Here is a 26,885-nt window from a genome sequence, read left to right as displayed (position 1 = left end):
AAAAAAATAATTATTTCTGTTTAAATAAAAACTCTTTTAATTAATTTTATATTTGAAGAGAAAATCCTACATCTAGAAATAGATCCCCCTCCAATATTAACTTAACAATAAAGAACATGAAAAAATTACTAGCCCTTAGTTTTTTATCAATTACGCTACTTTTAACAGCTTGTAGTGATGATGATGATGACATTTCTGATTACGACAGAGTTGTTACACAGCATTCTGAAAATTACTGGAATACAGAAAACCCAACAACTTATTATCTTGTTGATAATATCCGATGGATTGAAGATCAAGATGGAAATGGAAATTCAAATCCGGCTATTACACGAGATTATGATGACGCTATTCTTTCTAGTATAGATTTAAATATGGGAGAATTAGGCTACACCAAAGTAAATACTATTGACGAAAACAATCTTCCAGACTTAATTATAACTGCTCAAGCTTTAGCTACTACCTATGCAGATATTGATATTATTTGGGATGGATGGTACGATTGGTGGGGTTATTATGATCCTTTCTATCCAGGATGGTATCCTGTTTATTACGAATGGACAGAAGGTACTATCTTTATTGAAATGGGAGATGCTAATACTTTAGATGAAGAAGAACAACAGATCGATATTGTCTGGGGAGCAGGAATTAACGGACTTGTTAGGGGTTCTCAAAGCGGAAACATACAGTTTATTAATGACCAAATCGATGAAGCATTTGACCAATCCGACGACTATTTAGAAATTAACTAATCAGTAAATAACTATTTCAATGAAAAAATTAATTCTTTTACTACTAATCCTAAGTGCAGGAGTAACAAAAGCACAAGACAGTCAAGATTATATAGATTTAATAAAAGCTAATCTTAACCTTGAACTTAAATCGTTTATCTATGAAGAATTGGAGCTTTCTCCTTCAGAAGAAGAAGCCTTTGCTCCTATTTTTGATAAATATTTGGATGAAAGCGGTGAAATTGCTGTTGAAAAAGCAGCTTTATTCGAGTTATATTCTAATAATCTTACAACATATACAGAAGATCAAATTAACGATTTAAACAAAGAAGTTATTAAAACAGATCTTCAAAAAGTAAAAACCGATAAAAAATATTATGGAAAATTTGTAAAAGCAATTGGCGTTAAGAAAACTACAAATTTCTTTTTCTTAAAAAGGTATCTCGACAATGTTGTTGATGGTGCTAAATTAGATTTTTTAGCAGAATAACATTTATTTTTAAAGGTGTTAATCTACATTAATAAAGCGGTTTTTTAATTGATAATAATGTAAATTTGTACTACAAAAAGATTAATTCAAACTATGGATTTTAGAATAGAAAAAGATACAATGGGGGAAGTAAAAGTTCCTTCAGATAAGTTATGGGGAGCGCAAACAGAACGTTCTAGAAACAATTTTAAAATAGGAGCTCCTGCTTCTATGCCTCTGGAAGTAGTATATGGGTTTGCATACCTAAAAAAAGCTGCTGCTTATACCAATTGCGAACTCGGAGTTTTACCTATTGATAAAAGAGACCTTATTGCACAAGCTTGCGATGAAATTTTAGAAGGTAAACACGACGATCAATTTCCGCTTGTAATTTGGCAAACTGGTTCTGGTACGCAAAGTAATATGAATGTAAATGAAGTTATTGCAAACCGAGCTCACCAATTAGCTGGCAACAAAATTGGAGAAGGCGACAAAACCTTACAACCAAATGACGATGTAAATAAATCACAATCTTCTAACGACACTTTTCCTACAGGAATGCATATTGCTGCCTATAAAATGGTTGTAGAAAATACCATTCCTGGAGTAACTCAACTGAGAAATACTTTAAAAAAGAAATCGGAAGAATTTAAAAATGTAGTTAAGATTGGAAGAACGCATCTTATGGATGCTACACCACTTACATTAGGACAAGAGTTTTCTGGATATGTTTCTCAATTAGACCACGGTTTAAAAGCATTAAACAACACTTTAGAGCATCTTTCTGAACTTGCCTTAGGTGGAACTGCTGTAGGAACTGGTTTAAATGCTCCAAAAGGATATGCAAAACGTGTAGCTGAATTTATTGCAAAATTTACAGAACACCCTTTTAAATCGGCCGACAATAAATTTGAGGCTTTAGCTGCTCATGATGCTTTTGTAGAAACACATGGTGCTTTAAAGCAGCTAGCTGTTTCTTTGAATAAAATTGCAAACGATATTAGATTAATGGCTTCTGGCCCTAGAAGTGGAATTGGAGAGATTAATATTCCTGCTAACGAGCCAGGAAGTTCTATTATGCCTGGAAAAGTAAATCCTACACAATGTGAAGCATTAACAATGGTTTGCGCGCAAGTAATGGGGAATGATGTTGCTTTAACTGTTGGAGGAGCTCAAGGTCATTATGAGCTTAATGTTTTCAAACCTATGATGGCGGCAAACCTATTACAGTCGGCTAGACTTATTGGAGATGCGTGTGCTAGTTTTGAAGAGCATTGTGCTAGCGGAATCGAACCAAATACAAAACGTATTAAAGAACTTTTAAATAATTCTTTAATGTTGGTAACTGCTTTAAATACTAAAATAGGATATTATAAAGCTGCGGAAATTGCAAATAAAGCGCATGAAGAAGGAACTACCCTAAAAGAAGCTGCATTAGCATTAAATTATCTTACTGCTGAAGAGTTTGACGAATGGGTAAAACCTGAAGATATGGTTGGTGGATTAAAATAATCCGTTCAATTAATCATAAAAAATTGTAAAGTGGCTGCCTAAAAAGCAATTTGTAGTTCTCGAACTGAGCTTGTCGAACTGAGCTTGTCGAAGTTTTACACTACTAACTCTCAAAAAAATCCTTCAACAAGCTCAGGATGACATTTAGGGTTTAAATACTTTTTAGGCAGCCACTATTTTTATTATTTTTCTGAATCAATTTATAAATGCCATATATGAAAAATAGCGTCAAATTCTGTTTAACTGCTTTAACTTTATTAAGTTTTTCATGTAAAGAAAAGCCAAAAGAGAAAGAAGAAAACATTATAGAACTTGGAAAACTGAACAAAGAAACCATTCTAGACCAAGTCCCAACAGCAGAATGTTACTTATTTGTTCAAGGAAAAGATTCCATTAAATTATCCATAGAAAAATCTGAAGATGTTGTTACTGGAAGTTTAGCTTATAAATTTTATGAAAAGGATAAAAGCTTTGGAACAATTAATGGAAAATTAAATGGCGATATTTTAAAAGCAGATTATACGTTTCAAGCGGAAGGAACTACATCTACTCGTGAAGTTATTTTTATGAAAGATGGCGACAAATTTATTCCTGGATATGGAGAAACCATCGATAAAGACGGGAAATTTGTTTTTAAAGACAATACAAAACTTGATTTTAATACCACACAAGCGCTTATCAAAGTAGATTGCGAATAATCCTTCTACGACTATAAACACACAGGATTTTTAGTAGACTATTTTATTCTGTTTGTCACAAATTTACAAATATGCTTTCTATTCCTTTCTTAGCCCTCCTGTAATAAAATTGTAGGGTTTTATTTCATATTAGAAACTAATAAAAGTAATTCCTATTAAGTTGATAAATCCAAAATAAATATGAAACATGTTTACTTAACAATATTCTTGTTTTTCTTTCTGAAAGGAAATAGCCAAGAAATATTTGAATATGAAAAAGAAATCTCAAATAAACAAAATTATAGTTTTAAAGAAATTACATTTAAAAATAAACTTGAGAACATTAACCTTTCTGGAACCTTAATTACCCCTAAAAATGGTTGTAATAAAATTGTAATTATTGTTCCTGGATCTGGCTTAGATACTAGACATAGTCATTATAAACTCGCTGAAGAATTATTAGAAAATAATATAGGGGTTTATAGATATGATGAACGTGGTGTTGGTAATTCGGAAGGAGAAAACTCTCAGATTAACTACGGAGTTTCGGATATAACGAATGATCTAATTTCTGCCATTGAAGCAATAAGAACTAATGAAAACATACAAATTGCATCTTTAGGACTCATTGGTCATAGTCAAGGTGGTATGGCTACAGCTGGAGCACTTAAAAACGGCGCAAATATTGACTTTTTAGTACAATGGTCTGCTCCCACTCAAAAACATGCAGAATTTTTAAAGTATCAAATAAAAACTGGTGTTAACAATTTTGATGATGAACTCATTTATGATGACATCAACAGAAAAATAGAAATTATTAGTGTTGCTCAAAGAGTTGTGGAACAGAATCTACAAGAAGACGATTTAAAATTATCTAAAAAAATTACCAAAGAAGCTAAAAAACATGGACATAAAAGAAGAAACTATAAAAGGTTTCAGTTTTGGACTTTCCCAAGTAGAAAAGATCTCTTACGGCAAAATTATGAAGACACCTACATAAATACTAAAACACCTATTTTATACATTATTGGATCGAAAGATATTTTTATAGATCCAAAAGCAAACTCTGAGTTATTAAAAAACTTCAATAATCCACTAATCGAAATTGATGTAATTGAAGGTTTAAATCATTTTTTAACAAACGAAAAAATGGACCCTTCAGCATTAAAAATGTCTTCAACTTATTATAAAATAGACAATGAAGCTTCTTCTAAAATAATACAATTTATAAAAGAACAATAACATTTATTAATTAGTCCTTTTTAACTAAAAAAACCTATCAAAACATAATTTTGACAGGCTTTTAGATTTGTTATATTCTAAAAAAAGCTAACTAATAGTTTAATTAGCTTTTATACATTTTAGCACGTTGCTCTTTAATAGAATTATCGCTCATATAATCATCAAAAGATAAATAACGATCTATTGTTCCGTTTGGTGTTAACTCAATAATTCTGTTAGCAATAGTTTGTGTAAACTCATGGTCATGAGAAGTTAGCATTATTGTTCCAGGGAACTTCTTTAATGAGTTGTTAAATGCTGTAATACTCTCTAAGTCTAAGTGATTTGTAGGCTCATCTAGCATTAACACATTTCCTCTTATCATCATCATTCTACTCAACATACAACGTACTTTCTCCCCTCCAGATAATACACGCCCTGTTTTTAACGCTTCTTCTCCACTAAAAAGCATTTTTCCTAAAAACCCACGAACAAACACCTCTTCTCTTTCTTCTTCTGTTTTTGCATATTGGCGTAACCAATCTACTAACGTATCATCATTATCAAAAAAGGAAGCGTTATCTGCTGGTAAATAAGCTTGAGTGGTTGTAATTCCCCATTGGAATTTCCCAGAGTCTGGCTTAAGATTGTCGTTTATAATTTCGTAAAAAGCAGTAGTTGCTCTAGAATCTTTTGAAATAATAGCCACTTTATCTCCTTTTGCCAAATTAATATCTACTCCATTAAATAAAACATCCCCATCAATACTAGCAGTTAATCCTTCCACATTTAGTATCTGGTCTCCAGCCTCACGCTCACGCTCAAAAATAATAGCAGGATAACGTCTACTAGAAGGTTTTATCTCATCTACTTTTAATTTTTCTAACATTTTTTTACGAGATGTAGCTTGTTTACTTTTTGCTACATTGGCGCTAAAACGTTGAATAAACTCATTTAATTCTTTAGCCTTATCTTCTGCCTTTTTATTTTGTTGTGCTCTTTGTCTAGCGGCAAGCTGACTACTTTCATACCAGAAAGTATAGTTTCCACTGTACACATTTACTTTTCCAAAATCTATATCTGCAATACTTGTACAAACAGCATCTAAGAAATGACGGTCGTGAGAAACAACTATTACCGTATTTTCATAATTAGCTAAGAAATTTTCAAGCCAAGAAATGGTTTCAAAATCCAAGTCGTTCGTAGGCTCATCCATAATAAGCACATCTGGATTTCCAAATAATGCTTGTGCTAATAAAACACGTACTTTCTGTTTCCCATCTAAATCCGACATTAAGCTATAATGTAAATCTTCAGAAATTCCTAAGTTAGACAGTAAAGCAGCAGCATTACTATCGGCATTCCAGCCATCCATTTCTTCAAACTGAACTTGTAACTCCCCTATTCTATCTGCATTTTCATCGGAATAGTCGGCATACAGCTCGTCCATTTCTTTTTTTATGGCAAACAAAGGTTTATTTCCGCTTAACACAGTTTCTAAAACTGGAGTATCATCATAAGCATAGTGATCCTGTTCTAAAACAGACATACGCTTACCTGGTTCCAAATGAACATGTCCGCTAGTGGGATCTTGCTTTCCAGATAATATTTTTAAAAATGTTGATTTTCCGGCACCATTAGCACCTATAATTCCGTAGCAATTTCCTTGAGTAAAAGCAACATTTACTTCATCAAACAAAACTCTCTTTCCAAATTGTACAGATAAATTAGAAACTGATAACATTCACTATTGTTTTTAATTATTCGCGCTGCAAAAGTAACAAAATTAACACACAATTAGGGTACAATGGTAAACGTTAAAAACACTTATTTAACTTCATGTTAACATTAAACTATACTCGGCTTTTATAGATTTGTTACATATGATGCTTAAAAACATCAAAACGTTATATGAAGTACTCTTTTTTAGCGCTAATTATCGCCCTCACCTATAGTTGTTCAGAGTCTCCTACAAAAACTTATTTTGGCGGAGAGGTTGTCAACCCTAACTCCGACTATGTCTATTTGTACTATGATAATAATGTTATAGATTCCTCAAAAATTGACCAAAGTAATCGTTTTTCGTTCAAATTAGACAATGCTAAAGATGGACTTTATCACTTTGATCATAATGAGTATCAATACATTATATTAGAAAAAGGCGATAGCTTATTAATGCGACTTAATACCCTAGATTTTGATGAATCTTTGGTGTATTCTGGAATGGGTTCAGAAAAAAATAATTTTTTGATAGACATGTTCCTTATTTATGAAGATGAAGAAAAAGCGGTAAATAAGTATAGTGAGCTCTCTCCTGAAGAATTTTTAACTAAAATTGATTCGCTTAAAAGCATGAAAGAAACGCTTTTAAACGATATTAATACCAAAGATCCTTTATCTCCAATTGCCAAACATATTGCACAAGGTGCTGTTAATTATAGATATTTTACCGATATGGAAGAATATCCATTTATTAATAAAAGAAGAAACGGTTTAACAAAAATAGCCAATTTACCAGCTAACTTTTACAGCTTTAGAAAAGAAGTTGATTATAACGATACGCTGTTAATGTATTACAAACCATATTTTAATTACCTAGTAATTCATTTTAACAACCTTGCATACAATTATTGTAAAAATGAATGTAATGGAGATTTAAATTACATAGAACGCTCTTTGCACTACAGTACTCATAAACTACAATTAATTGATAGTGTTGTTACAAAAAATAAAACCATAAGAGATAATTTAACTCGAAATGTAGCTTTTTCTTTCCTATTAGGGAGACACTCAAGAGCACATAATGAAGAATTTATGGACGCCTTCCATAAATACGCAGGTAAAAATCAGCATGAAGAAGAGATAAATAATTTTTATCAAAACGTTCAGAACTTACAAAAAGGGCTAACGCTGCCTCCTATTCATTTAGTAGATATTAAAGGCAATAAGGTTACAATAGACTCCATGTCTTACAAAAAGAATACTGTTTTTTACTTTTGGAATTACCACCAAAGAGACCACCAAGCAAATGTTTTAACTCGAATTGAACGCTTAAAGAAAGATTATCCTAATTATAATTATGTAGGAATAAATGTTAACGAAGATCGGTCAGAATGGTTACAAAATTTAGCTTCTATTTCTAAATTAGGAGATACTTTAGAACAATACCAAACTGATAATATTGACGAACTTCTAGGAAGTTTGGTTATAAAAAGCTTAAATAAAATTATAATAGTAGATAATAAAGGAAAAATAATAGATGGATTTGGAGATATTTATCATCGTAAAAGCTTAGAGACCAGCCTAAGCGATAGTATGAAAAAATAATTTTTTTATCAATTATCTAATAAAAAGAATCAATTAATAAGAGGCTATCTAAAACCTATATGCCGTCCTGAGCTTGTTGAAGGACTTTTTGAGTGTTAGTTGTTTAAAACTTCGACAAGCTCAGTTCGACAAGCTTAGTTCGACAACTATGAATTAATTTTTAGATAGCCTCTAATTAAATAATATACAATTATAGTTTTACGACTGATATTCTTTCACAATATTCATTCGAAGCTTTCTAAAGTAATCTTCCGCCAACCAATCGCGGTAATTTTTAGTACTTTTACTTATACAGTATGAATAGCGTTTAATTCTGCTATCAATATCGTCTTTCAGCTCCATTGCAAGCATTCTAGCTTCATAAGCATCTTCACTATTATCAACACACATTTCTGTATGCTGTTTTAAAGAACGCTCCAAGATAATTTTTGAACGCAATCCTTTTTTTATTGTTTCATCATAAATTTCTTCAATATTTAAAGAAACATCATCCGTTTTTTCAAACTTTTTTCGGAGTTGAGCTGGCATTTCGTAAACAAAATTGCTTTCAATTTCCTCATCATCTTTAATATTCTCCAAGTAAAAATCTGGATACCTAAAAATATGTTGCCAATCTACTGGTTCACTCCACAAACCAAAACGAGCCACGTTATTTCCTAAATCAATTACAGTAAATTTATCTTTCCCATCTAAAACCCTTGATCCACGACCTATCATCTGGAAATATAAGGTTAGAGAACGTGTTGCTCTATTTAAAATAATGGTTTCTACAGAAGGTTCATCAAATCCAGTTGTAAGAATACTCACCGAACTTAAAATAGCATCAGGAGTATTTTTAAACCACTTTAAAATCTCTTTTCTGTCTTTATTACTATGCGTATTATCTAAATGACGAACAGGATATCCAGCCTCTCTAAACATTTCATAAACATACCAAGAGGTGTTAATTCCGTTATTAAAAATAAGCGTTTTCTTCCCTTTAGATTTTTCCTCATAAGCAAATAAAAGCTTTTCTTGCATTTCTAAATTGGAGTACAAAGCTTCGGAAGATTTAACGGTATAATCTCCATTAATACCCACTTTAAGCGTTCCTAAACCAACATCATAAGAATAGGTTTCCGCTTTAGCTAAGAAGCCTTTTTGGATTAACGTTTTTATAGCCTCTCCAATTATAAGTTCGTTATAATTATCCTTCATCGGAAGTTTTATATTTGAACTCAATGGTGTTGCTGTTACTCCAAGAATAAAACTATTCTTAAAATAGGAAAGCAATTTTCTGAAAGAATTATAATGTGCCTCATCAATAATAACCAAACCAACATCGTCTATTTCCAGTTTATTATCGTTCAGTCTATTTTTAAGAGTTTCCACCATGGCTACAAAGCACATATACTCCGCTTGATCTGGAAGCTCCTTTACTTTGCTATTAATTACTTTATTCTTTACATTAAAGCCACGCAGCATTTTTGAGGTTTGTTTACTTAACTCAATTCTATGTGTAAGCACAACAACCTTTTTGTTATATTCTTGAATGTAGCGACGTACAATTTCAGAAAATATTACAGTTTTCCCTCCCCCTGTAGGCAATTGATACAGCAGATGATAATTATTATCTTGATTCTGGATACGATCAAAAATTTGGTCTATGGCCCCTTTTTGATAGTCGTAGAGCTCCTTTTTATCTTCTTCTTTAATCGTAAGCATACTTATTATTATGGTAAATAGTTAAACGTGCAAATTTAGCTAGTTTTATGGTTAAAGTGAAATTTTAAGCCTAGATAAACATAAGATTAACAAAGAAACTTAATTTCCTTATACTTTATCACATCAAAATAACTGATAACTAGCCTTTTATAGAATCCTTAACATTATTGCTATTGCCTTTCCATTAATTTACTGTAGTTTCGTGGCTTAAATAAAAACAAAGGTTTGTAACGGTTTACAAACACAATTAAAATTTTTATATGAGTCAAGTAAAGGAAAACGACACAGTTAAAGTTCATTACACAGGAAAATTAGTAGACGGACAAGTTTTTGATAGTTCTTTAGAAAGAGAACCATTAGAATTTAAGCTTGGAGAGGGCCAGTTAATTCCTGGATTTGAGAACGGAATTTTAAATATGGCGGTTAACGAAAAAAAGACTATTAATATTCCATCTTCTGAAGCTTATGGAGAAGTAAGACAAGAATTACTTCAAGAAATTCCAAAAAATGAACTTCCAGAAGATATAAAACCTGAAGTAGGAATGGGACTTGTTTCTCGTACTCCAGAAGGAAGAGAAATCCAATTAGTGGTTGCAGATGTAAAAGACGAATCTATCGTTGTTGATGCAAATCATCCATTAGCTGGAAAAGATTTAATATTTGAGATTGAAGTTTTAGAGATTAAATAATCCAAACTTTGTAAAATATGTAATGCCTGAGGATGTAAATTTCTCAGGCATTTTTTTTATAATATTTTCTTAACAAAACAACGAAAATCCTCTCAACTCTTAAATTTAACCCAATTTATCTATCTAAAAGTCAATAAGACCCCCATTTATTTGCTTTTTTGAAAAAAAAATCGTACTAATGCGAGGTTATTATCAAAATATAGAAAAAATATATGAGACAACTAAAAATTATAAAGCAGGTAACCAACCGTGAATCTAAATCGTTAGATAAATATCTTCAAGATATTAGTAAAATCGATATGATTACAGCCGATGAAGAAGTTGAGTTGGCACAACGTATTAGAGAAGGTGACCAAATTGCTTTAGAAAAGTTGACAAAAGCTAACTTACGCTTCGTTGTTTCAGTAGCAAAACAATATCAAAACCAAGGATTAAAACTTCCCGATTTAATTAATGAAGGAAATCTTGGACTCGTAAAAGCTGCCAAAAGATTTGATGAAACCCGTGGTTTTAAATTCATTTCTTATGCGGTATGGTGGATTCGTCAATCTATTCTTCAAGCCTTGGCAGAACAGTCGAGAATTGTAAGACTCCCGCTTAATAAAATTGGTTCTATCAATAAAATCAATAAAGCATACTCCTTTTTAGAACAAGAACACGAAAGAGCTCCATCTGCAGAAGAAATAGCTAAAGAGCTTGATATGACAGTGAAAGATGTAAAACAGTCCATGAAAAATTCTGGAAGACACCTTTCTATGGATGCTCCTTTAAAAGAAGGAGAAACCTCAAATTTATATGATGTTGTTCGTTCTGGAGAATCTCCAAATCCAGATAAAAATCTTTTACACGATTCGTTAAACATCGAAATAAATAGAGCTTTAGAAACGCTTACTACTAGAGAAGCCGATGTAATAAGATTAAATTACGGAATTGGCGACCAGCAACCAATGACTCTTGAAGAAATTGGGGATGTTTTTGATTTAACAAGAGAGCGTGTGCGACAAATAAGAGAAAAAGGAATTAGAAGACTTCGACATAATTCGCGAAGCAAAATTTTAAAAATGTATTTAGGATAGTTTTTAATTCTTTTAAAAATATTCATTCTAAAAATCCCGCTTCATCCAAGCGGGATTTTTTTTCGTACATACTGTATCAAGAAGGATAACTTTAATAGTCCTTTAACCCAACTTCATTTAAATATTTTGTTTGTTTGTAATTATGATAAAAACCTACTTTAAGAAGTATAAAAAACAGATCTTAATAGCTATAGCTAGTCTTTTTGGCCTATTTATAATTTTTATATTAAGCGTTTATTTGGGTGCATGGGGACATATGCCAAACGAAAAGGAATTAGCCAATTTACAACTCGACCAGGCTACAGAAATCCTTTCAGACGATGGAACCTTACTTGGAAAAATATATATTAACGACCGCCAACCTGTTCCTTTTGACAGTATTCCTAAAAATTTAATAGATGCATTAGTAGCCACAGAAGATGCACGCTTTTATGAGCATAATGGGGTAGACAACCGCAGCTTGCTTAGAGTATTTTTTAAGTCGATTTTACTACAAGATGAATCTTCTGGAGGAGGAAGCACTATAACACAACAACTAGCAAAAAATTTATATCCACGGAAAAATTTAGGTTCACTTGGTATTATTGTACATAAATTAAGAGAATCTATTATTGCAAAACGACTAGAAGATGTGTATTCCAAAGATGAAATCTTATTACATTATTTAAACACCGTTCCGTTTAGCGATAATACTTTTGGAATTGAAAGCGCCTCCAAGCACTTTTTTAATAAGTCTGCCGTAAATCTATCTACCATTGAAGCGGCTACTTTAGTTGGGTCTTTAAAGGCTACGTACTACTACAATCCGAAGTTGTTTCCAGAAAGAAGTAAACAGCGTAGAAATGTAGTTTTGAGTCAGATGAAAAACTACGAATATTTAAACGAAGAAGCTTATGATACCCTTTCCAAAGATTCTTTAAAACTAGACATTCAGCAATATAGTTATAACGACGGATTAGCTCCTTATTTTAGAGAACACGTGCGTTTGTACCTAAAAGAATGGTTAAAACAGTATAACGAAAAGAAAGATACTTCTATAAATTTTTATACTGATGGGCTTAAAATCCACACTACTATTAATTATGAGATGCAAAAATTGGCGGAGGAGTCCGTACAAGAACATCTGAGCAAGCTCCAACAACAGTTTGAAGAAAGTTATGGAAAAAATGCTCCTTGGCTAACTGACAAAGATTTGATTGAAACAGAACTTGCAAAAACCATAGCTTACAAGAAACTAAAAACCCAAGGATTAAAGAAAGAACAAATAGTAGACTCCCTTCAGCAGAAAAAAGAAATTACTGTGTTTAATTGGAACGGAAAATCAAAAGAAAATTTAAGTACTCTTGATAGTTTACAGCACTATTTAAAATTTCTTAATTGTGGTTTTGTGGCTATAAATCCAAAAAATGGAGCTTTAAAAACTTGGATTGGCGGTATTAATTATGAATATTTTAAATACGATCATGTAATCCAAAGTAAACGGCAAGTAGGCTCCACATTTAAACCTTTTGTATATACTACTGCCTTGGAAAATGGAATCGATCCATGCACCTATTTTTCGGTGGCGCCAGTTGCTTATGAGAATTTAAAAGGTTGGGAACCCACAAACGCTTCCAGCAAAGAAGAAGAGGAATACATGAACTATTCTATGGAATATGCCTTGAGTAATTCTATAAATACTATTGCAGTGAAAGTATTGGAAAAAGCAGGAATACAAAATACCATTTTACAAGCGCAGAAAATGGGAATTAGCTCTACCCTTCCAGAAGTTCCTTCCATTGCGCTTGGAACGGCCGAAGTAAGCTTAATGGAAATGGCTAAAGCCTATACCACTTACGTAAATAATAGTGTGCCTGCTACTCCATTTTTTATCAATAAAATTGAAGATGATAAAGGAAATGTATTATTGGAGAATAAACAGAAGGAAAAAGAAGGAGAGAAGGCTTTTTCTGATACTACAAGAGAGATTATGCTCCAAATGATGAAATCTACAATTAACAGTGGAACAGCTACTAGACTTCGAAATAGTTACGGTTTAAAAAATGATATTGCGGGTAAAACTGGAACCACACAAAACAATAAAGACGCTTGGTTTGTAGGAATTACACCTAAACTGGTTAGCGTTACTTGGGTAGGGCTTGACAACCACAAAATAGGTTTTAAAACTACAGCCATGGGGCAAGGCGCTAATGCTGCGCTCCCCATTTTTGGGCGATGGATGCAAAAAATGAATCGAGAGAAAGAATTAAACCCTGTTACTCAAGCTAAGTTTGAAACACCTTCTAAAGAGATATTGGAAAGCTTGGATTGTAATCCAGAAAAAAGAGATGGCTTTTTTAAACGATTGTTTTCAAATCCAGATAAAAAGAAAAGTAAAAGATTTAAAACTAAGGCATAATTGAATTGCCTCTCTACTTTTTAAACTAAATTTGCAGAGAATATTATTTTTATGAAGGAAAATCAGGAACTTCTTGCTCGTTTAAGTTGTTATATACACGATTGGCTACTAGATAGTGGCTATGCTATTGGAACAGCACAAAAAATTAACCTTTTAGTTAATATTGTTGTTGTAACCGTTGTTGTATATATTATTGACATTTTACTGAGAACTTTTGTAGTAAAATTCTTTTTAGCTTTTACCAATAAAAGTAAAACCACTTTTGATGATTATCTTGTAAAAAGTAACTTTCCAAAATACATAGCGCATATCATTCCTTTTATAATTATTAAGAATATGATACCCTATGTATTTACAGATTTCCCGGGGTTACATGTGTTTTTTTCTAAGGTAACAGATATTTACCTAATCCTTCTTGTTGTTTTTATCCTGAGAAGTATTGTACGGACAACAAAAAATTACTTACGAACTACCGATAGATTTTATGACAAACCACTTGATAGCTATGCACAGGTAGTAATTATATTTATTTGGTTCTTCGGATTGATTTTTATCTTTTCGGAATTGGCTGGAATATCTATTGTAAAATTCTTAACTACTTTAGGAGCAGCTTCTGCAATTTTACTTTTAATTTTTAAAGACACTATTTTAGGGTTTGTTGCAAGTATCCAAACGTCTGCTAACGATATGGTTAGAATTGGAGATTGGATAACAATGGAAAAATATGGAGCCGATGGAGATGTTGTTGAAATTAATTTGGCTACCGTAAAAGTTAGAAACTTCGATTATACAATTACTACTATCCCTACCTATGCTTTAATTTCTGATTCTTTTAAAAATTGGAGAGGAATGCAAGAAAGTGGCGGTAGACGTATTAAGAGATCTATTTTTATTAAGGCTGCAAGCGTAAAATTCCTTTCTGCAGAAGATTTAGAAAAATATAGTAGCATTCAAGCTGTCCAGCAATATATAAACACTAGACAAAAAGACATTAATAAGTTTAATAAAGAACAAGGTTATAATAAAGACCTAAACATTGTAAACGGAAGAAACCAAACCAACCTTGGAATTTTTAGAAAGTACTGCGATTTATACTTACAAAATCATTCTGCTACCAATAAAGATATGCTAATGATGACAAGACATTTAGCACCTACAGCACAAGGTATTCCAATAGAAATTTATGTGTTTTCTAGTGATAAACGCTGGGAAAATTACGAACGTATTATGGCCGATATTTTTGAACATATCATTGCTGCAGTTCCGCACTTTGATTTAGAAATCTTTGAATCGCCTTCTGGAACAGATATAGGTAAACTAAATAACTCCTAACATAATTTATGTTTATAATCAATTAAAAATTTTTAGGCAATTCTTAATAAATCCTTACTAAGGATTTAAAAAAGTGTTGGCACATCCCCATCTTTAGTTTTTGGAACGACTAGATCCGTTCCCAACTCTTTATTAAGCTTTTTAATAAAATAAGCCGATAGCAATGGCGAAGCTTCTTCTAAATTTTGATGCACAAAAAAGTTCACATTAGACAATCCTTGAGTTTTCCATACTTTTATGCGTTCAATCCAATCGTCTAAACGTTTATAATCTGTGGGATGGTTTGCTCCTACATATCTAATAAAAGCTTCATTATTAGTTAACCTCATATGCAATAAATCTCTTCTCCCAGCAGTATCAACCAAAATATTTGCAACATTATTTTCTTCTAAAAAATTATATAATTCTTCTGCCACCACCTCATCATTAAACCAGTCTGTATGTCTAAATTCAACAGCCAACGGAAGTTCCTTTGACCAACTTTCAACAAAGGCCACTACTCTATCAAAATTTTTAGGTCCAAAATTGTTGTGCATCTGTAAGAATATTGTTCCTAATTTATCTTTAAAATGAACCACTCCATCCAGATATTCAGGTAAAAACTTTTCAAAATCTATAAGTCTTTTCATGTGACTAACCATTTGGTTTACTTTTGGAAAAAACTTGAAATCTACAGGAACCTTATCATACCATTTTTCAAATTGTTCAATTGGAAAGTTTCGATAAAAAGTAGAATTCATTTCAATAGAATTAAACTGAGTTGCGTAATAAACAAGCTCATCTTTTGTTCCCCGAGGATAAAAATTCTTTAAATCCTGTTTATTCCATTTTGCACATCCTACATGAACACTAAATTCTAACTTTTCTTCCTTAAAACGTGCTAAGGTTTTCTTCGTATTTGGGTGATCCTCACAGAGATAAAAATCTATATTTTCTGGGTTATTTACTTTTCCAAACTTCATTTTAATAAAATTTATATAAAGTTATAAAATTCAAACATAGTATAAGAGTTAATAATTTTTTAATCTTTAAAATAACATACCATTAATCTTTCATTAATTTATCATTAATACTTCATCGATTATTTTCGCACGAAAATACACTCTTATTAAATTCATGATTTACACGTATCAAAAATGATAAATCGATAATTATTTGAATGAAAATTTTACAATTACATTAAATTTTACCTATTTTTAACCGAATTATGATATCATTAACATAATTCTGCTAACTAAATGTTTAACCAAAATTAAATGTGTGAAAAACTATTTGACAACTTTCAAAAAGCTATTTTTCCCTTTACTGCTAACACTTTTTAGTGCAAGTATGTACGCTAACAAAGGGGATCTGATTAAAGAACAATCGGAAGATCAAGAACAAGTAACCGGAACTGTAATAGACGCAGAAACCGGAACTCCTATTCCAGGAGCAACTGTAATTGAAAAAGGCAGTACAAACGGTACTACTACAGATTTTGATGGAAATTATTCTATCTCGGTAAGTAGTGATGCTGTCTTGTCTTTTTCTTACATAGGGTTTCAAACCCAAGAAATTCCTGTAAACGGACAAACAGAAGTCAATGCAACTCTTTCTCAAGATGTCACCGCTCTTGATGAAATTGTAGTTGTAGGTTACGGTACGCAACGTAAGCAAGACTTAACGGGAGCTATTTCTGTTGTAGATACAGAAGAACTTAACCAACAACCTTCCGCCGATGTTACTAATCAACTTCAAGGGCGGGTTTCTGGAGTTACTATTACGGGCGGTGGACAACCAGGTGAAGCGCCAAATGTAAAAATACGTGGCGCAAATACGTTTGGAAACAATACTCCTCTATATGTAGTAGATGGTATTCCTACAGACGGAATTGGAGATTTAAATCCAAATGATGTAGAAACAATGCAAGTATTAAAAGATGCTGCATCTGCTTCTATTTATGGTTCTAGAGCTGCTAATGGGGTTATCATTATTACCACTAAAAAAGGAAAAGGTAAAATGAAAATTTCATATGATTCTTACTATGGTGTACAAATGGTACAAAGTGGAAATCCATGGAACATTTTAAATTCTCAGGAAATGGCCGACTTAAACTGGATAGCACAACGTAATACAAACCCAGGCGATGCTCCAAGCAGTCAACAATATGGAAATGGAGCAAATCCAGTATTACCAAATTATATTGCTCCTGTCGGAGCCAATTCTGTAGATGAATCTCAATATTATGTTAATCCAAATTACACAAGCTCAAGTGATTTTGACAGCTTTAATAGAATTGTCCGTGCTAACAAACAAGGTACTAATTGGTTTCAAGAAATTTTTAGTCCAGCGAGTATTCAAAGTCATAACCTCTCGGTTAGTAATGGTAGTGAACAAGGAAGTTATTTGTTCTCTCTAAATTACTTTGATCAAGAAGGTTCTTTAATGAACACCTACCTAAAACGCTATACCATTAGAGCTAATACGACTTACAATATTGGTAAAAATGTTCGGATTGGTGAGAACATGAGTTTTACTATTAGAGATAATCCTCAAATTGATGCGCTTACTGAAGGAAGTGCTATAGGAATGGCATTTAGACAACAACCTATTATTCCTGTTTACGACATCATGGGAAATTATGCTGGATCGTTCGGAAACGGTTTAGGAAATGCAAAGAACCCTGTAGCTATTATGGATAGAACCCGAAACAATAGAGGGGTTTCTTCTAGAGTATTTGGTAATATTTTTGCTGAAATAGATTTCCTAAAGCATTTTACGTTTAGAACAAGTTTTGGAGGTCAATACTTTTCTAATAGTTTTAACTCCTTCCAGTTTCCAGAATATGAAAATTCTGAAAATTTAACCGTTAATCAATATACCGAAGGTGCTGCTACTAATTTCAACTGGACTTGGACCAATACAGTACAATATAAAAATTCTTTTAACGATAAACATAATCTAACCGTTCTTCTTGGTACAGAAGCCTATCAAAACAAAGGACGAGAAGTTGGAGGAACTACACAAAACTATTTTTCTTTTGATCCAGATTATGTAACCTTAGACACGGGTTCTGGAACTCAAACAAATTATAGTCTCAAATATCAAGATCAATTAGCCTCTGTATTTGGTCGATTAGATTATAATTTTAATGATAGGTATTTAGTAAGTGCTACTGTAAGACGTGACGGTTCTTCTAGATTTTTGAATGAGCAATATGGATGGTTCCCAGCATTTAGTGCGGGGTGGAATGTAACCAATGAGAGTTTTTTTCCAGAAACAAATTGGTTAAATGATTTAAAGGTACGTGGTGGATATGGAACTATGGGAAATCAGTTAAATGTAGATCCTCAGAATTCATTTACTACATTTTTAGGAAATCAACAGGGTTCTTACTATGCAATAGGCGCTAGCAATGAAGGCACATCTGAAGGATTTTCTCAATCAAGAATCGGTAATGCAGATGCAAAATGGGAAAAAAATATCAATACCAATATCGGTATTGACGCATCTTTATTTAACCGAACTGTACAGATAACTGCCGATTATTATAAAAAAACAGTAGAAGACCTCCTATATAACCCTAATTTACCAGCTACAGTAGGAGCTGCTACAGTTCCATACATAAACGTTGGGGAAATGACAAATAGTGGTATTGATATTGATGTATCTACTTTCTTTAACTTATCTGATGACTTAAGACTTAATACTACAGTTACTTTAACCTCTTATAATAATGAAATCGTTACTATTACAGACGAATTACAGTATTTTGATTTAGAAGGAAGACGATTTAACGGTAGCTCCATTATTAGAAATGCAGAAGGGCACTCTATAAGTCAATTTTTTGGATATCAAATTGATGGTTTTTGGGACTCTCAAGAAGAGATAAACCAAGCAAATGCGGATGCTGTAGCAGCAACTGGAAACCCTAATGCCAATTATCAAAGTGATGTAGCCGTTGGTAGATTTAGATATGCAGATATTAATGGTGATAATATTGTAAATGCAGATGATAGAACATTCCTAGGAAATCCTAATCCAGATTTTACTTATGGGTTGAATATTGAATTATTATATAAAAATTGGGATTTCAGTATGTTCTTATATGGTTCTCAAGGAAACGATATCTGGAACAATGTTCGTTGGTGGACAGATTTCTACAGTTCTTTCCAAGGAGCAAAAAGTCATACTGCCTTATACGACTCTTGGACTCCACAAAACACAAATGCTTCCGCTCCTATCCAAGAAACTACAGGATCTACCAGTTCAGCTGGAGTTCCTAATTCATATTTCGTAGAAGACGGATCTTATTTAAGAGCAAAACAAATGCAATTAGGATATTCATTACCATCTTCTCTACTTGAAAAAATTAATCTTACTAAATTAAGGTTATACGCCCAAATGGTAAACGCTTTTACTATTACTTCTTACTCTGGATTAGATCCTGAAATTTCAGGAGGTTCAGTGAATTTTGGTATTGACGAAGGAGCCTACCCTAACCAAAGACAGTTGTTGTTCGGTCTTAATGTAATATTTTAATTATGAACACTAAAAAGATAAAATTTATGAAATATATAAAACAGATAGGATACTTATACACTCCTATTTTAATAGTCATGATTCTATTTGGATCTTGTGCTGACAGCTTTTTAGAGCAACCCACAATTGGTGCTTTACCTGAGGAGCAAGTAGCTACACAAACAGGTGTAGAAGCTCTCTTAATTGGTGCTTATGCAGCTTTAGATGGGCAAGGAAACACAACTGGTGGAGAAGCTTTAGGAGGAGGCAACCCATGGGAAGCGGCTCCTGATAATTGGATTTATGGAACAGTAGTTGGTGGAATTGCCAGCAAAGGTAGTTTTGGAGGGGATCAGCCTGCAATAGATCCAATTGCTAAATTCACAACAGATCCTTCCAATGGTTTTTTCAACACAAAATGGAGAGCTACGTATGAAGGAATTAAAAGAAGTAATAATACTATATTTTATTGTAACGAAGCTGAAGATATTTCAGATACTGATAAAGCGAAAATTATTGCTGAGGCTAGATTTTTACGAGGACATTATTATTTTGAGCTAAAGAAAATGTTCAATATGGTTCCTTGGATTGATGAAACAACAGAAGATCCGAAACAACCGAACGACCAAGATATTTGGCCAATGATTGAGGCGGATTTTATGTTTGCCTATCAAAACTTACCTGCTACTCAAGGAGATTTTGCCAGAGCTAATAAATGGGCTGCTGCTGCATATTTAGGAAAAACATATCTATATCAGCATAAATTTACAGAAGCAAAAGATATATTTACTGATGTTATTAATATGGGTGTAAATTCTGCAGGTGAAAAATATGACTTAGTAGCTAACTTTAAAGATAACTTTGACGCTGCCACCGAAAACAATGCAGAAACAGTATTTGATATCCAAATGGTTGCTAATGATGGTACTGGTACTATTGCCAACTCTAATCAAGGGGGGAAATTAAATTTCCCATATAACAGCCCGTTTAGATGTTGTGGATTTTTACAACCAACTCAAGAACTTGTAAATTCCTATAAAACAGAAGCAACAACAGGTCTTCCAGATTTAAATAATTATAATCAAAACCCTGTTAAAAACGATATGGGTATTTCAGCAGATGCTTCTTTTACTCCATATACTGGTTCTTTAGACCCTAGAGTAGACTGGACAGTTGGTCGTAGAGGTGTTCCTTTCCACGATTGGGGCTATCATCCTGGTGCTGCTTGGGTTAGAGATCAAGCTTACGGAGGTCCATATGCTCCTAAAAAGAATATTTATTGGCAAGCAACTCAAGATAAATATGCGGATCAAAGCTCTTGGGCACCTGGTACTGCTATAAATGTACATATTATCCGCTTTGCAGATGTATTACTAATGGCTGCCGAGGCAGAAGCACAAGCAGGAAGCCTGCCTGTAGCTATGGAATACGTTAATCGTGTGAGAAGAAGAGCTGCTAATCCAGATGGATTCTTAAAAGATTATGTAGACCCTAGTGATCCACTAGCTGGTTTTGACGAAAGCACTAATGCTGCTAATTATAATATTAGCGAATATACAACTGCTCAATTTGGAAGTAAAGAAGATGCTTTAAAAGCTATTTATTTTGAAAGAAAATTAGAATTAGCCATGGAAGGACATCGTTTCTTTGACCTCGTACGCTGGGGTATTGCTGAACAAACTTTAAATGCATATTTTGCTTATCAAGGTAGCATTACAACCGACGTAAGAGGTGGAAAGTTTATTCCTGGAAGAAGCGAATACTATCCTATTCCTCAAGCGCAAATTGATTTAAGTGTTGATGAAAGCGGACAACCTACATTAACGCAGAATCCTGGATATTAATAGTTAATATGCTGTAGATAATTTAAAGCCTCCTATGTTCTAGGAGGCTTTATTTATTTTACATAGACTGTTTTTATATTTACAAACTCCTTAATACCAAAACTACTTAGCTCTCTCCCAAAACCAGAAGTTTTAATGCCTCCAAAAGGTAACCTCGGATCAGATTTTACAAGTTCGTTTATAAATACTGCACCTTCTTCAAACTTAGAAACGTTTTCCAGTACTTTATTAATGTTTTTTGAAAATATGGAAACTCCTAAACCAAATTCAGAATTATTGGAAATTTCTATAGCTTCTTCAAATGTTTTAAATGTTTTCACAGCAATTACTGGTCCAAAAGTCTCTTCTTTAAAAACTGGCATTTCATCTGTAACATCTGTAATAATTGTTGGAGCATAATAAGCTCCCTTACGTTCTCCTCCTAATAAAAGCTTCGCTCCCATTTTTACTGAGTCATTAACTTGTTTTTCTATATCTTTTGCCAAGCCTTCTCTTGCTAATACTCCTATATAAGTATCTCCTTCTAAAGGATTTCCACTCTTAAGTTTTTTTACTTTCTCTACATATTTTTCTAAATAAGCTTCTGCAATATCCTCTTGTAATAATAATCGTTTTGCCGCAATACAACTCTGACCAGTGTTTTGATAGCGTGCATTTACTCCTACATCTACTGCTTTTTCTAAATCTGCATCATCTAAAACAATAAAAGCATTATTTCCACCAAGTTCTAGTACTGCTTTTTTAATTTCTTGAGCTGCAACACCAGCAACAGCACTCCCTGCTGGTTTACTCCCAGTTAAGGTTACTGCTTTAATCTTTTTATTTTTAATTACAGATTCTACTTTATCGCTCCCAATAACTAAATTCTGAAACAATCCTTTAGGAAACCCTGCTTCTTCAAATACTTCTTGAATATTATTTGCACTTTTCATTACTGATGAAGCATGCTTTAATACTCCTGCATTTCCAGCCATTAATGCTGGAGCTGCAAATCTAAACACTTGCCAAAAAGGGTAATTCCATGGCATTACAGCCAATACAACTCCTAAAGAATTATAAGAAACATAACTTTTTTGGGCATCTGTTTCAATAAACTCATCCTTTAAAAAGCTTGCTGCATTTTCTGCATAATACTCACATACCCACGCACATTTTTCTACCTCAGCAATAGCCTGTGTTATAGGCTTTCCCATCTCCTTTGAAATTACTTCGCCATATGCTTTTTTTCTCTTTTTTAATACCTCTGCAGCTTTCGTCATTAATTTAGCTCGTTCCCTAAAAGATGTTTTCTTCCACTCTTTCTGAACTAAATCTGCTTCATCAATCTTTTCTGAAATTTCTTTTGTTGACAAAGGGGTAAAACTATATATCTTTTCTCCTGTATAAGGATTTATAGAGTGAATCATAACTTATATTTTTCAATAACCAATTTTTAACACTTCAAAACTTACGCTGAAGCAGTACACTAATTTACCATTTTGCATTTCTTTCTCTTCTTAAAAGAATGTTATTTGTTTATAACATCGTTGAAAACTATCTAACGCTATCAATTTTAAGCGCTTTAATAATTTATACCTTTAGTAAAACTTCACAATTATGGACACTAGAACATCGGATTTACTAAGTGTACGTCCAGAAATTCCATCAGCAATTATTTACGATTCAATGAGCAAAGACGAGCGTTTCCAAAACGTTACGCTACGACCCGTTATTAAATTGCAAAACGATTTATTATTAGAAGCTTTTAAGAATTATGCAAATAAGCACAAAGGTGTATTCTTCACTTTTTCGCTTGAAAAAAGGTTTCATTATATTGAAAACGCCATTCAGAAAGACATTAAGTTTCGAAACTCCTTAAAAGGAATTATTATTGGTCAGTTTACAGTTGATGAATATCTTATTTATATTGAAAATTCTTCCGCATTAAATAAACGAATGATGAATATTGTTGTGGAACGTTTGAAAGATCAAATTCAGCTTTTAGAAAACGAAGTATTGGTTTAGTATATCATTGATTTTATACTAATTAAACAACTAAAAACTCTCTACAATAGTTGCAGAGGTTTGTAGCGGACTTAAAACGTGTTTGCAACAAATTTACAAACACCTCTTTACCCCATATCATTCCATATCTGCAACCCAACAATGGAGAGAATTATGCATTTGTAATATTTGCAGCTAAATTTTTAATACCTAAAAAGGGCTGTAATAAAATTGCAAAGTTTTAGACCATATTAGAGACCAATAAAAACTCAAAATAACTATTTTTTAAATAAATTTTAGAAAATAGAAGCTTATTATACGCTATTTTTACAATAGATATTAATGAATATAACTAATGATTAAAGAACAATTATACCGTAAATGCTTAGACATTTTAAATGAAAGAATAGAACGCTATAGAACGGAAATAAATATAATTAAAGAGTCTGTAGAGAATGAAGACAAAACAAAAGGCGATGAGGATGAAGGAAGCAGCGGCAGTGGATATGGCAGTAATTTCACTAAAATATTAGAATATTTAGACGAAGCAAATAAGCTGAAATCAAAACTTAAACAAGTTGATATTTTTCAATCTAATGAAGTTGTCAAACAAGGGAGTTTAGTGGAATGCAGCAATGGAAATTTCTTTCTTTCTATTCCTTTAGGAAAAATCACCTTAGATAATACCACTTATTTTGCTATCTCTAAAGAAGCTCCTGTAGGTCAACTTTTAATAGATAAAAAAGTAGGAGAATCTATAAGCTTTAACAATAACACATTTAAGATTATAAAGATTTATTAATCTAATAACGAAACCCCATTTAAGTCGGTTGTTAAAACATCGCTCATATAATCAAAAAATGGGCGAACTGTTTTAAAAGCTTCATCTATTTTATCAATAAAGTTAGCTTCCAATGCATCGTTATCTGTAAATTTTTTAATAACGATATACTGCTTTTTGCGTATTAAATCTATTGCTGGATGCTCTTTATCAAAACCTCTAGGAGCAGTTTTAAGCTCCTCTCCTTCTATGCTTCCAAATTGCTTTTTAAAACTATCCTCATTTAAAATTTCTCGAATCTCTTGATCGTCCAACTCAAACTCTTTTCTAATTCTTTGTAAGTCTTCTTTTTCGGGAGCCCAAAATCCACATGCTAAAAAAGTATTCCCAGGTTCTATATGTAAATAATACCCGCCTCTTAAGCGTGGCTTCACTCTACTAAAAGACCCCGATAAATGCTCTTTATAAGGTTGTTTATTAGCCGAAAACCGAACATCTCTATATATTCTAAACATCTTTAAATCATCAATCTCATCATGCATTCTCATTTTTATCATTAATTCTTGATAAAATCCTTTCACCTTCTTTTCTTCAGCTTTAAACTCCTTTTTATGCTCATTAAACCATTCTCGGTTATTATTTTTTTTCAATTCATTTAAAAAATTATAGGTAGATTTTGAAATGTGAGTATTGGACATACGACTTAACTGTTTTGTGAAACTTCGATAAAGTTATACAAATAGAATGTGTTTAAGTAGTAATAATTCTTAATTTTGAAATATCAATTAGAGAAGTTACTCTACCGAGTAATTAGAGAGTATTTAAAGTGAATACCCGAAATTATAAAACAAACTCCCTCGAGCAAGCCTAAATATGGCTTGAAAGGGAAGATATAAATATTTCGATATAAGCGTCGAGGCATTAAAATCTCGATTATCGAGTAACGCATATAAAATGTAAATTGCGAAATATGGGAACATCTATTATTGAAAGTATAAAAGAGCATAAACAACAACCAAATTTAAAATTTAGATTAAAAGAAACAGCCGAAAGATTTACAGATATCTTATTTTATACGCTTTTTGACGCAGAAACTCCTGTGGAAGAAAACATGAAGAAGCTAGAAGATACCTTTGAAGAATTGGTAGATTTAGCATGTTGGGATGTTGAAAAGCCTTGCGCAAAATTGTGGGATAATTACATTAAAAAGCTTCCTTATATTTTAGAATTACTAAATCTAGATGCTAAAGCATTTGTAGAAGATGACCCTGCAGCACTTTCTAAAGAAGAAGTTTATTTATGCTACCCAGGTTTTTATGCTATTGCAATATATAGATTAGCGCATGAACTTTATGCTGTTGGTTTTCCTTTAGTACCAAGACTCATGACAGAATATGCACATAGACTTACAGGGGTAGATATTAACCCTGGTGCGGAGATAGGAAAGTCTTTTTTTATAGACCATGCTACTGGGATTGTAATTGGAGAAACTGCTGTGATTAAAGATCATGTAAGAATTTACCAAGGTGTTACTTTAGGAGCATTGTATGTTGCTAAAAACCTACAAAACACAAAAAGACATCCTACAATAGAAAAAAACGTTACTATATATGCAAATGCAACTATTCTAGGAGGAAATACTGTTATTGGAGAAAATAGCATTATTGGAGGAAATGTATGGTTAACAAAATCAATTCCCGCCAATTCTATAGTTTCTCACACTCCAGATATTAAAATAAAAACTGTTACTAATGAATAGTACCTCAATATTAGATCAAATAGGAAATACCCCTTTGGTAGAAGCCAAAGTATTAATAAAAAACCCAAACGTAAAACTACTTTTAAAATTAGAAGGCAATAATCCTGGTGGGAGTGTAAAAGACCGCCCCGCTTATAATATGATAAAAAGTGCTCTTGAAAGAGGCGATATCACAGAAAACACAAAGCTAATTGAAGCTACAAGTGGCAATACAGGAATTGCACTTGCCATGATTGCTAGTTTGTTTCATTTAGATTTAGAACTGGTAATGCCAGAAAACTCCACTAAGGAACGTGTCCAAACAATGCGTGCTTATGGAGCAAAATTAACGCTAACTTCTTCTGAAGTTGGTATTGAGGGCGCTAGAGATTATGCCGAAAATAAGGTTAAGAATGAAGGTTACGTAATGCTTAATCAGTTTGGAAATGACGATAATTGGAAAGCACATTATAAAACTACAGGGCCTGAAATCTGGCGTGATACCGATGGGAAAATCACCCATTTTGTGTCGTCCATGGGGACTACAGGAACTATTATGGGAACTTCCTCTTATTTAAAAGAACAAAACCATCAAATACAAATTGTAGGTGTACAACCTACAGACGAAGCTAAAATTCCAGGAATTAGAAAATGGCCAGAAGCTTACCTTCCAAAAATATTTAATCCAAAAAAAGTAGATCAAGTTATTGAAGTAAGTGAGGAAGAGGCTAGAAATATGGCTAAAGAACTTGCTAAAAAAGAAGGGATTTTTGCTGGAATGAGTAGTGGAGGTGCCGTAGCTGCCGCATTAAAACTTGCTGAAACCATAGAAAAAGGGGTTATTGTTGCCATTATTTGCGACCGTGGGGATCGTTATTTATCGTCCGATTTATTTGATTAATC

At 32.6% G+C, this 26,885-nt stretch carries 21 protein-coding genes; 16 read left to right on the top strand and 5 right to left on the bottom strand.

The features are described from left to right. Window positions 1-116: 116 nt before the first annotated feature. The 5 genes from JOOMADRAFT_RS13955 to JOOMADRAFT_RS13935 all read left to right on the top strand — a co-directional run bounded on the left by JOOMADRAFT_RS13955 (window position 117) and on the right by JOOMADRAFT_RS13935 (window position 4,631). Window positions 117-752, top strand: coding sequence for a DUF4136 domain-containing protein (locus JOOMADRAFT_RS13955; protein ID WP_008614472.1), 636 nt, complete (start codon window positions 117-119; stop codon window positions 750-752). Window positions 753-771: 19 nt separating this feature from the next. Then, window positions 772-1,221 carry a hypothetical protein gene (locus tag JOOMADRAFT_RS13950; protein ID WP_008614470.1) on the top strand — a complete coding sequence of 150 codons (450 nt, stop codon included), beginning with the start codon at window positions 772-774 and terminating at the stop codon, window positions 1,219-1,221. A 93-nt stretch (window positions 1,222-1,314) separates the two neighbouring features. Further along, window positions 1,315-2,712 (top strand): class II fumarate hydratase, encoded by a 1,398-nt coding sequence (gene fumC, locus JOOMADRAFT_RS13945; protein ID WP_008614469.1) that lies wholly within the window; start codon window positions 1,315-1,317, stop codon window positions 2,710-2,712. Window positions 2,713-2,927: 215 nt separating this feature from the next. Continuing rightward, a complete protein-coding gene (locus JOOMADRAFT_RS13940) occupies window positions 2,928-3,410 on the top strand; it encodes a hypothetical protein (RefSeq protein WP_008614468.1) in 483 nt (160 codons plus the stop codon). A 180-nt stretch (window positions 3,411-3,590) separates the two neighbouring features. Further along, window positions 3,591-4,631 carry an alpha/beta hydrolase gene (locus JOOMADRAFT_RS13935; RefSeq protein ID WP_008614467.1) on the top strand — a complete coding sequence of 347 codons (1,041 nt, stop codon included), beginning with the start codon at window positions 3,591-3,593 and terminating at the stop codon, window positions 4,629-4,631. Between the two features lie 103 nt (window positions 4,632-4,734). Here the strand turns inward: JOOMADRAFT_RS13935 and JOOMADRAFT_RS13930 are convergent, their stop codons facing one another. Next, window positions 4,735-6,354: an ABC-F family ATP-binding cassette domain-containing protein gene (locus JOOMADRAFT_RS13930; RefSeq protein WP_008614466.1), complete on the bottom strand. Its 1,620-nt coding sequence runs from the start codon at window positions 6,352-6,354 to the stop codon at window positions 4,735-4,737. Window positions 6,355-6,521: 167 nt separating this feature from the next. Here JOOMADRAFT_RS13930 and JOOMADRAFT_RS13925 point away from each other — a divergent pair, with 167 nt between their 5' ends. Then, a complete protein-coding gene (locus JOOMADRAFT_RS13925) occupies window positions 6,522-7,937 on the top strand; it encodes a thioredoxin-like domain-containing protein (protein WP_008614464.1) in 1,416 nt (471 codons plus the stop codon). A gap of 198 nt (window positions 7,938-8,135) precedes the next feature. Here JOOMADRAFT_RS13925 and JOOMADRAFT_RS13920 read toward each other — a convergent pair whose 3' ends face one another. Further along, window positions 8,136-9,641: a DEAD/DEAH box helicase gene (locus JOOMADRAFT_RS13920; RefSeq protein ID WP_008614462.1), complete on the bottom strand. Its 1,506-nt coding sequence runs from the start codon at window positions 9,639-9,641 to the stop codon at window positions 8,136-8,138. A 260-nt stretch (window positions 9,642-9,901) separates the two neighbouring features. Between JOOMADRAFT_RS13920 and JOOMADRAFT_RS13915 the strand changes: the two genes are divergently transcribed. The 4 genes from JOOMADRAFT_RS13915 to JOOMADRAFT_RS13900 all read left to right on the top strand — a co-directional run bounded on the left by JOOMADRAFT_RS13915 (window position 9,902) and on the right by JOOMADRAFT_RS13900 (window position 15,136). Then, a complete protein-coding gene (locus JOOMADRAFT_RS13915; RefSeq protein WP_008614453.1) occupies window positions 9,902-10,330 on the top strand; it encodes an FKBP-type peptidyl-prolyl cis-trans isomerase in 429 nt (142 codons plus the stop codon). 212 nt (window positions 10,331-10,542) lie between these two features. Next, on the top strand, window positions 10,543-11,406 hold the full coding sequence (locus JOOMADRAFT_RS13910) for a sigma-70 family RNA polymerase sigma factor (protein ID WP_008614450.1): 864 nt from the start codon (window positions 10,543-10,545) through the stop codon (window positions 11,404-11,406). 142 nt (window positions 11,407-11,548) lie between these two features. After that, complete coding sequence (locus JOOMADRAFT_RS13905) at window positions 11,549-13,804, top strand: penicillin-binding protein 1A (protein WP_008614448.1); 2,256 nt, start codon at window positions 11,549-11,551, stop codon at window positions 13,802-13,804. A 51-nt stretch (window positions 13,805-13,855) separates the two neighbouring features. Further along, window positions 13,856-15,136 (top strand): mechanosensitive ion channel family protein, encoded by a 1,281-nt coding sequence (locus tag JOOMADRAFT_RS13900; protein ID WP_008614446.1) that lies wholly within the window; start codon window positions 13,856-13,858, stop codon window positions 15,134-15,136. A gap of 65 nt (window positions 15,137-15,201) precedes the next feature. Here the strand turns inward: JOOMADRAFT_RS13900 and JOOMADRAFT_RS13895 are convergent, their stop codons facing one another. Next, window positions 15,202-16,098, bottom strand: a complete 897-nt coding sequence (locus JOOMADRAFT_RS13895; RefSeq protein WP_008614440.1) for a DUF72 domain-containing protein — start codon at window positions 16,096-16,098, stop codon at window positions 15,202-15,204. 367 nt (window positions 16,099-16,465) lie between these two features. On the opposite strand from JOOMADRAFT_RS13895, the gene JOOMADRAFT_RS13890 reads away from it, so the two are divergent. Both JOOMADRAFT_RS13890 and JOOMADRAFT_RS13885 read left to right on the top strand, forming a co-directional pair. Beyond that, a complete protein-coding gene (locus JOOMADRAFT_RS13890; RefSeq protein WP_157136690.1) occupies window positions 16,466-19,657 on the top strand; it encodes a SusC/RagA family TonB-linked outer membrane protein in 3,192 nt (1,063 codons plus the stop codon). 26 nt (window positions 19,658-19,683) lie between these two features. After that, window positions 19,684-21,480: a RagB/SusD family nutrient uptake outer membrane protein gene (locus tag JOOMADRAFT_RS13885; protein WP_008614437.1), complete on the top strand. Its 1,797-nt coding sequence runs from the start codon at window positions 19,684-19,686 to the stop codon at window positions 21,478-21,480. A 53-nt stretch (window positions 21,481-21,533) separates the two neighbouring features. Here the strand turns inward: JOOMADRAFT_RS13885 and JOOMADRAFT_RS13880 are convergent, their stop codons facing one another. Beyond that, the gene (locus tag JOOMADRAFT_RS13880; protein WP_008614435.1) at window positions 21,534-22,886 is read right to left on the bottom strand and encodes an NAD-dependent succinate-semialdehyde dehydrogenase; all 1,353 of its coding nucleotides are present in this window, start codon (window positions 22,884-22,886) and stop codon (window positions 21,534-21,536) included. 190 nt (window positions 22,887-23,076) lie between these two features. Here JOOMADRAFT_RS13880 and JOOMADRAFT_RS13875 point away from each other — a divergent pair, with 190 nt between their 5' ends. Then, entirely contained in the window at window positions 23,077-23,484 is a 408-nt protein-coding gene (locus JOOMADRAFT_RS13875; protein WP_008614432.1) for a hypothetical protein, read from the top strand. 334 nt (window positions 23,485-23,818) lie between these two features. Then, window positions 23,819-24,265, top strand: coding sequence for a transcription elongation factor (locus tag JOOMADRAFT_RS13870; RefSeq protein ID WP_008614430.1), 447 nt, complete (start codon window positions 23,819-23,821; stop codon window positions 24,263-24,265). Here the strand turns inward: JOOMADRAFT_RS13870 and JOOMADRAFT_RS13865 are convergent. Then, window positions 24,262-24,942 carry a DUF2461 domain-containing protein gene (locus tag JOOMADRAFT_RS13865; RefSeq protein WP_008614428.1) on the bottom strand — a complete coding sequence of 227 codons (681 nt, stop codon included), beginning with the start codon at window positions 24,940-24,942 and terminating at the stop codon, window positions 24,262-24,264. The two genes, JOOMADRAFT_RS13870 and JOOMADRAFT_RS13865, sit on opposite strands and share 4 nt — an antisense overlap. A 272-nt stretch (window positions 24,943-25,214) precedes the next feature. Here JOOMADRAFT_RS13865 and epsC point away from each other — a divergent pair, with 272 nt between their 5' ends. Together epsC and cysM are read left to right on the top strand one after the other, a co-directional pair. Further along, on the top strand, window positions 25,215-26,003 hold the full coding sequence (gene epsC / locus JOOMADRAFT_RS13860; RefSeq protein ID WP_008614427.1) for a serine O-acetyltransferase EpsC: 789 nt from the start codon (window positions 25,215-25,217) through the stop codon (window positions 26,001-26,003). Next, window positions 25,996-26,883 carry a cysteine synthase CysM gene (gene cysM, locus JOOMADRAFT_RS13855; RefSeq protein WP_008614426.1) on the top strand — a complete coding sequence of 296 codons (888 nt, stop codon included), beginning with the start codon at window positions 25,996-25,998 and terminating at the stop codon, window positions 26,881-26,883. The genes epsC and cysM overlap by 8 nt, the downstream gene beginning before the upstream one ends. Window positions 26,884-26,885 lie beyond the last annotated feature (2 nt).

The organism is Galbibacter orientalis DSM 19592 (assembly GCF_000260115.1).
Classification (GTDB): domain Bacteria; phylum Bacteroidota; class Bacteroidia; order Flavobacteriales; family Flavobacteriaceae; genus Galbibacter; species Galbibacter orientalis.
This window is presented reverse-complemented; position numbering and strand designations above follow the sequence as displayed.